A 5481-nucleotide genomic window follows, 5' to 3' on the forward strand; every position below is an offset into this window, starting at 1 on the left:
ATAAAGAGCTTTCCGAACACCTGATGCTGGTGGACCTGGCGCGTAATGACCTGGCGCGCATCTGCACCCCGGGCAGCCGCTATGTCGCTGATTTAACCAAGGTTGACCGCTACTCCTTCGTGATGCATCTGGTCTCCCGTGTAGTAGGCGAATTGCGTCAGGATCTCGACGTCCTCCACGCCTATCGCGCCTGCATGAATATGGGCACCCTCAGCGGCGCGCCGAAGGTCCGCGCCATGCAGCTGATTGCCGCCGCCGAAGGTAAACGCCGCGGCAGCTACGGCGGCGCGGTGGGCTATTTCACCGCCCACGGCGACCTCGACACCTGCATCGTCATCCGTTCCGCCTACGTGCAGGAAGGTATTGCTACCGTCCAGGCCGGAGCCGGCATTGTGCTCGACTCGGTTCCCCAGTCGGAAGCGGATGAGACCCGAAATAAAGCCCGCGCGGTGCTGCGCGCCATTGCCCAGGCCCATCACGCGAAGGAGATTTTCTGATGGCTGACATTCTGCTGCTCGATAATATCGATTCCTTTACCTATAACCTGGCAGACCAGCTGCGCGCCAACGGCCATAACGTAGTGATTTATCGCAACTCCGTTCCGGCGCAGGCGCTGATTGAGCGTCTGGGCACCATGGACAACCCGGTGCTGATGCTCTCCCCGGGCCCGGGTACGCCAAGCGAAGCCGGCTGCATGCCGGAGCTGCTGACCCGTATGCGCGGCAAGCTGCCGATCATCGGCATCTGCCTCGGCCACCAGGCCATTGTCGAAGCCTACGGCGGCTATGTCGGCCAGGCGGGCGAGATCCTCCATGGCAAAGCCTCCAGCATTGAGCACGACGGCCAGGCGATGTTTGCCGGTCTGGCTAACCCGCTGCCGGTGGCGCGCTACCACTCGCTGGTCGGCAGCAATATTCCCGCCGGGCTGACGATTAACGCCAATTTCAACGGTATGGTGATGGCGGTGCGTCACGATGCGGACCGGGTGTGCGGCTTCCAGTTCCATCCGGAATCGATCCTTACCACTCAGGGCGCGCGGCTGCTGGAGCAGACCCTGGCCTGGGCGCTGCAGAAGCTGGAGCATACCAACACCCTCCAGCCGATCCTTGAGAAACTGTACCAGGCGGAAACCCTGAGCCAGCAGGAGAGCCACCAGCTGTTCTCCGCCGTCGTGCGCGGCGAAGTGAAGCCTGAGCAACTGGCCGCCGCGCTGGTCAGCATGAAAGTGCGCGGCGAGCAGCCGCAGGAAATTGCCGGCGCCGCTACCGCGCTGCTGGAAAACGCCGCGCCGTTCCCGCGCCCGGACTACCTGTTTGCCGACATCGTTGGCACCGGTGGCGACGGCAGCAACAGCATCAATATCTCCACCGCCAGCGCCTTTGTCGCTGCGGCCTGCGGGTTAAAAGTGGCGAAACACGGCAACCGCAGCGTCTCCAGTAAATCAGGCTCTTCTGACCTGCTGGCGGCCTTCGGCATTAATCTCGATATGAACGCCGATAAATCCCGCGCCGCGCTTGATGAGCTGGGCGTCTGCTTCCTGTTCGCGCCGAAGTACCACACCGGTTTCCGCCACGCGATGCCGGTCCGTCAGCAGCTGAAGACTCGCACCCTGTTCAACGTGCTGGGCCCGCTGATCAACCCGGCGCATCCGCCGCTGGCGCTGATTGGCGTCTACAGCCCGGAACTGGTGCTGCCGATCGCCGAGACCCTGCGCGTGCTGGGTTATCAGCGCGCGGCGGTGGTGCACAGCGGTGGGATGGATGAAGTTTCACTGCATGCGCCTACGGTGGTGGCCGAACTGCATAACGGGGAAATTAAAAGCTATCAGCTGACCGCCGACGACTTCGGCCTGACGCCTTACCATCAGGCGCAGCTGGCGGGCGGCACCCCGGAAGAAAACCGTGACATTCTGACGCGCTTGCTACAAGGTAAAGGTGAAGCCGCTCACGAAGCCGCCGTCGCCGCCAACGTCGCCATGTTGATGCGTTTACACGGGCATGAAGATCTGAAAGCTAACGCTCAGCAGGTACTGGATGTGCTGCACAGCGGCGCGGCCTATGACAGAGTGACCGCCTTAGCGGCAAGAGGGTAAATAATGCAAACCGTTTTAGCAAAAATCGTTGCCGACAAAGCGATTTGGGTGGAAGCCCGCAAACAACAACAACCGTTAGCCAGTTTTCAGAATGAGATCGTCCCGACGCAGCGCAATTTCTATGACGCGCTGGCCGGCACCCGCACCGCGTTTATTCTCGAGTGCAAGAAGGCCTCGCCGTCGAAGGGGTTGATTCGCGAGGATTTCGATCCGGCAGCGATCGCCAGCATCTACAAGCACTACGCCTCGGCGATCTCGGTGCTGTGTGATGAGAAATATTTCCAGGGCAGCTTCGATTTCCTGCCGATCGTCAGCCAGGTCGCGCCGCAGCCGATCCTGTGTAAGGACTTCACCATCGACCCTTACCAGATCTACCTGGCGCGCTACTATCAGGCCGACGCCTGTCTGCTGATGCTCTCGGTGCTCGACGATGAACAGTATCGTCAGCTCTCGGCGGTGGCTCACAGCCTGAATATGGGCGTGCTGACCGAAGTCAGCAATGAAGAGGAACTGGAGCGCGCCATCGTCCTGAAGGCGAAGGTGGTGGGCATTAACAACCGCGACCTGCGCGATATGTCGATTGACCTTAACCGCACCCGTCAGCTGGCGGCGCGTCTCGGCCCGGATGTCACGGTGATCAGCGAATCCGGCATCCATACCTATGCCGAAGTGCGCGAGCTGAGCCACTTCGCCAACGGCTTCCTGATCGGCTCCGCCCTGATGGAGCAGGCGGATCTGGAAGCGGCGGTTAAACGCGTGCTGCTCGGCGAGAACAAAGTGTGCGGCCTGACGCGCCCGCAGGATGCCCAGGTGGCCTGGGAGTCCGGCGCCATTTACGGTGGGCTGATCTTCGTCCCGACCTCGCCGCGAGCGGTGAATGACGCCCAGGCCAAAGCGGTGATCGCCGCTGCGCCGCTGCAGTACGTCGGCGTCTTCCGCAATGCGCCGCTGGAGGAGGTGGTCGCCCGCGCGCAGGCTCTGGGGCTGGCCGCCGTGCAGCTGCACGGTGATGAAGACCAGGCCTATATCGACGCGCTGCGCGACGCCCTCGCGGACAACGTCCGCATCTGGAAAGCGCTGAGCGTCGGCGAAACCTTCCCGGCCCGTACGCTCCACCATGTCGACAAGTACCTGCTCGACAACGGCCAGGGCGGCAGCGGCCAGCGCTTTGACTGGAGCCTGCTGCAGGGCCAGGATCTGCGCAACGTCATGCTGGCGGGCGGCCTCGGCGCCGATAACTGTGTGGAAGCGGCCAAAAGCGGCTGTGCCGGACTCGATTTCAATTCAGGCGTAGAGTCGCAACCCGGGATTAAAGACGCCAGCAAGCTGGCCTCCGTATTCCAGACGCTGCGCGCATATTAAGGAGCAATAATGAGCACTTTACTGAACCCCTACTTCGGCGAATTCGGCGGCATGTATGTGCCGCAGATCCTGATGCCCGCCCTGCGCCAGCTGGAAGAAGCCTTTGTCAGCGCGCAGAAGGACCCGGCCTTTCAGGCGGAATTCACCGACCTGCTGAAAAACTACGCCGGTCGTCCGACGGCCCTGACCAAATGCCGGAATCTGACCGAAGGCACCCGCACCACCCTGTATCTGAAACGCGAAGATCTGCTGCACGGCGGCGCGCACAAAACCAACCAGGTGCTGGGCCAGGCTCTGCTGGCCAAACGGATGGGCAAAACTGAAATTATCGCCGAGACCGGCGCCGGTCAGCACGGCGTCGCCTCAGCGCTGGCCAGCGCCCTGCTCGGCCTGAAATGCCGTATCTACATGGGGGCCAAGGACGTCGAGCGCCAGTCGCCGAACGTGTTCCGTATGCGCCTGATGGGCGCCGAGGTGATCCCGGTGCACAGCGGCTCCGCCACGCTGAAAGATGCCTGTAACGAGGCGCTGCGCGACTGGTCCGGCAGCTACGAAAAGGCGCACTATATGCTGGGCACCGCCGCCGGTCCGCACCCGTTCCCGACGATTGTGCGTGAATTCCAGCGCATGATTGGCGAAGAGACCAAAGCGCAGATCCTTGAAAAAGAGGGCCGCCTGCCGGACGCGGTGATCGCCTGCGTCGGCGGCGGATCAAACGCCATCGGCATGTTCGCTGATTTTATCGAGGAAACCAACGTCGGCCTGATCGGCGTGGAGCCCGCCGGACACGGTATCGAGAGCGGCGAGCACGGCGCGCCGCTGAAGCATGGCCGCGTTGGGATCTACTTCGGTATGAAGTCGCCGATGATGCAGACCGCCGACGGCCAGATCGAAGAGTCTTACTCCATTTCCGCCGGGCTGGACTTCCCGTCCGTTGGGCCGCAGCACGCGTTTCTGAACAGCACCGGTCGCGCTGACTATGTGTCGATCACCGACGACGAAGCGCTGGACGCGTTTAAAGCGCTTTCCCGCCACGAAGGGATTATCCCGGCGCTGGAGTCCTCTCACGCTCTGGCCCACGCGCTGAAGATGATGCGCGAGAACCCGGAAAAAGAGCAGCTGCTGGTGGTTAATCTCTCCGGCCGCGGCGACAAAGACATTTTCACCGTACATGACATCCTGAAAGCGCGAGGGGAAATCTGATGGAACGCTATGAGACGCTGTTTGCCCAACTGAAAAATCGCCAGGAAGGCGCCTTCGTCCCCTTTGTCACCCTTGGCGATCCGGGACCGGAGCAGTCGCTGAAAATTATCGATGCGCTGATCGAAGGCGGCGCCGATGCCCTTGAACTGGGGATCCCTTTCTCCGACCCGCTGGCGGACGGCCCGACCATCCAGGGCGCGGCCCTGCGCGCCTTCGCCGCGGGAGTGACCCCGGCGCAGTGCTTTGAGATGCTGGCGGCGATCCGCCAGAAGCATCCGACCATCCCAATCGGCCTGCTGATGTATGCCAACCTCGTCTTCAGCCCGGGCATCGATGCGTTCTATGCCCAGTGCGCCCGCGTCGGCGTCGACTCGGTGCTGGTGGCCGACGTGCCGGTGGAAGAGTCCGCCCCGTTCCGCCAGGCGGCGATGCGCCATAACATCGCGCCGATTTTCATCTGCCCGCCCAATGCGGATGACGATTTACTGCGCCAGATTGCCTCTTATGGCCGCGGCTACACCTATCTGCTGTCGCGCGCCGGAGTGACGGGTGCGGAAAATCGCGCCGCGCTTCCGCTGCACCACCTGGTGGAGAAGCTGGCGGAATATCACGCCGCGCCGCCGCTGCAGGGCTTTGGTATCTCCGCGCCGGAGCAGGTGAGCGCCGCTATTGACGCCGGAGCCGCCGGGGCTATCTCCGGTTCCGCCATCGTCAAAATCATCGAACGCCACCTCGATGAGCCGCAGACCATGCTCGACGAGCTGAAAGCCTTCGTCCAGAGCCTGAAGGCAGCGACCAAAACCGCCTGACCATCAGCCCCCCCC

At 62.5% G+C, this 5481-nt stretch carries 5 protein-coding genes; all 5 read left to right on the forward strand.

Annotated features, from left to right (window positions below):
• Window positions 1–497, forward strand: a 497-nt coding sequence (locus HMPREF9538_RS17790) for a chorismate-binding protein (protein ID WP_009484641.1), incomplete at its 5' end; no start/stop codon positions are given.
• Window positions 497–2092 carry a bifunctional anthranilate synthase glutamate amidotransferase component TrpG/anthranilate phosphoribosyltransferase TrpD gene (trpD, locus tag HMPREF9538_RS17785; RefSeq protein WP_004148109.1) on the forward strand — a complete coding sequence of 532 codons (1596 nt, stop codon included), beginning with the start codon at window positions 497–499 and terminating at the stop codon, window positions 2090–2092. The genes HMPREF9538_RS17790 and trpD, both read left to right, overlap by 1 nt.
• Window positions 2093–2095: 3 nt before the next feature.
• A complete protein-coding gene (gene trpCF, locus HMPREF9538_RS17780; RefSeq protein ID WP_009484642.1) occupies window positions 2096–3454 on the forward strand; it encodes a bifunctional indole-3-glycerol-phosphate synthase TrpC/phosphoribosylanthranilate isomerase TrpF in 1359 nt (452 codons plus the stop codon).
• Between the two features lie 9 nt (window positions 3455–3463).
• On the forward strand, window positions 3464–4657 hold the full coding sequence (gene trpB / locus HMPREF9538_RS17775; RefSeq protein ID WP_002901730.1) for a tryptophan synthase subunit beta: 1194 nt from the start codon (window positions 3464–3466) through the stop codon (window positions 4655–4657).
• Window positions 4657–5466, forward strand: a complete 810-nt coding sequence (gene trpA, locus HMPREF9538_RS17770; RefSeq protein ID WP_002901728.1) for a tryptophan synthase subunit alpha — start codon at window positions 4657–4659, stop codon at window positions 5464–5466. The genes trpB and trpA overlap by 1 nt, the downstream gene beginning before the upstream one ends.
• The last annotated feature ends 15 nt before the right edge of the window (window positions 5467–5481 follow it).

Origin of the sequence: Klebsiella sp. MS 92-3 (genome assembly GCF_000195655.1) — a bacterium.
In the GTDB taxonomy this organism is placed as follows: domain Bacteria; phylum Pseudomonadota; class Gammaproteobacteria; order Enterobacterales; family Enterobacteriaceae; genus Klebsiella; species Klebsiella pneumoniae.

Bases quoted from the DNA above. Each gene is read 5' to 3' on its own strand.
- trpD (WP_004148109.1), top strand. From the start codon at position 497: ATGGCTGACATTCTGCTGCTCGATAATATCGATTCCTTTACCTATAAC.
- trpCF (WP_009484642.1), top strand. From the start codon at position 2,096: ATGCAAACCGTTTTAGCAAAAATCGTTGCCGACAAAGCGATTTGGGTG.
- trpB (WP_002901730.1), top strand. From the start codon at position 3,464: ATGAGCACTTTACTGAACCCCTACTTCGGCGAATTCGGCGGCATGTAT.
- trpA (WP_002901728.1), top strand. From the start codon at position 4,657: ATGGAACGCTATGAGACGCTGTTTGCCCAACTGAAAAATCGCCAGGAA.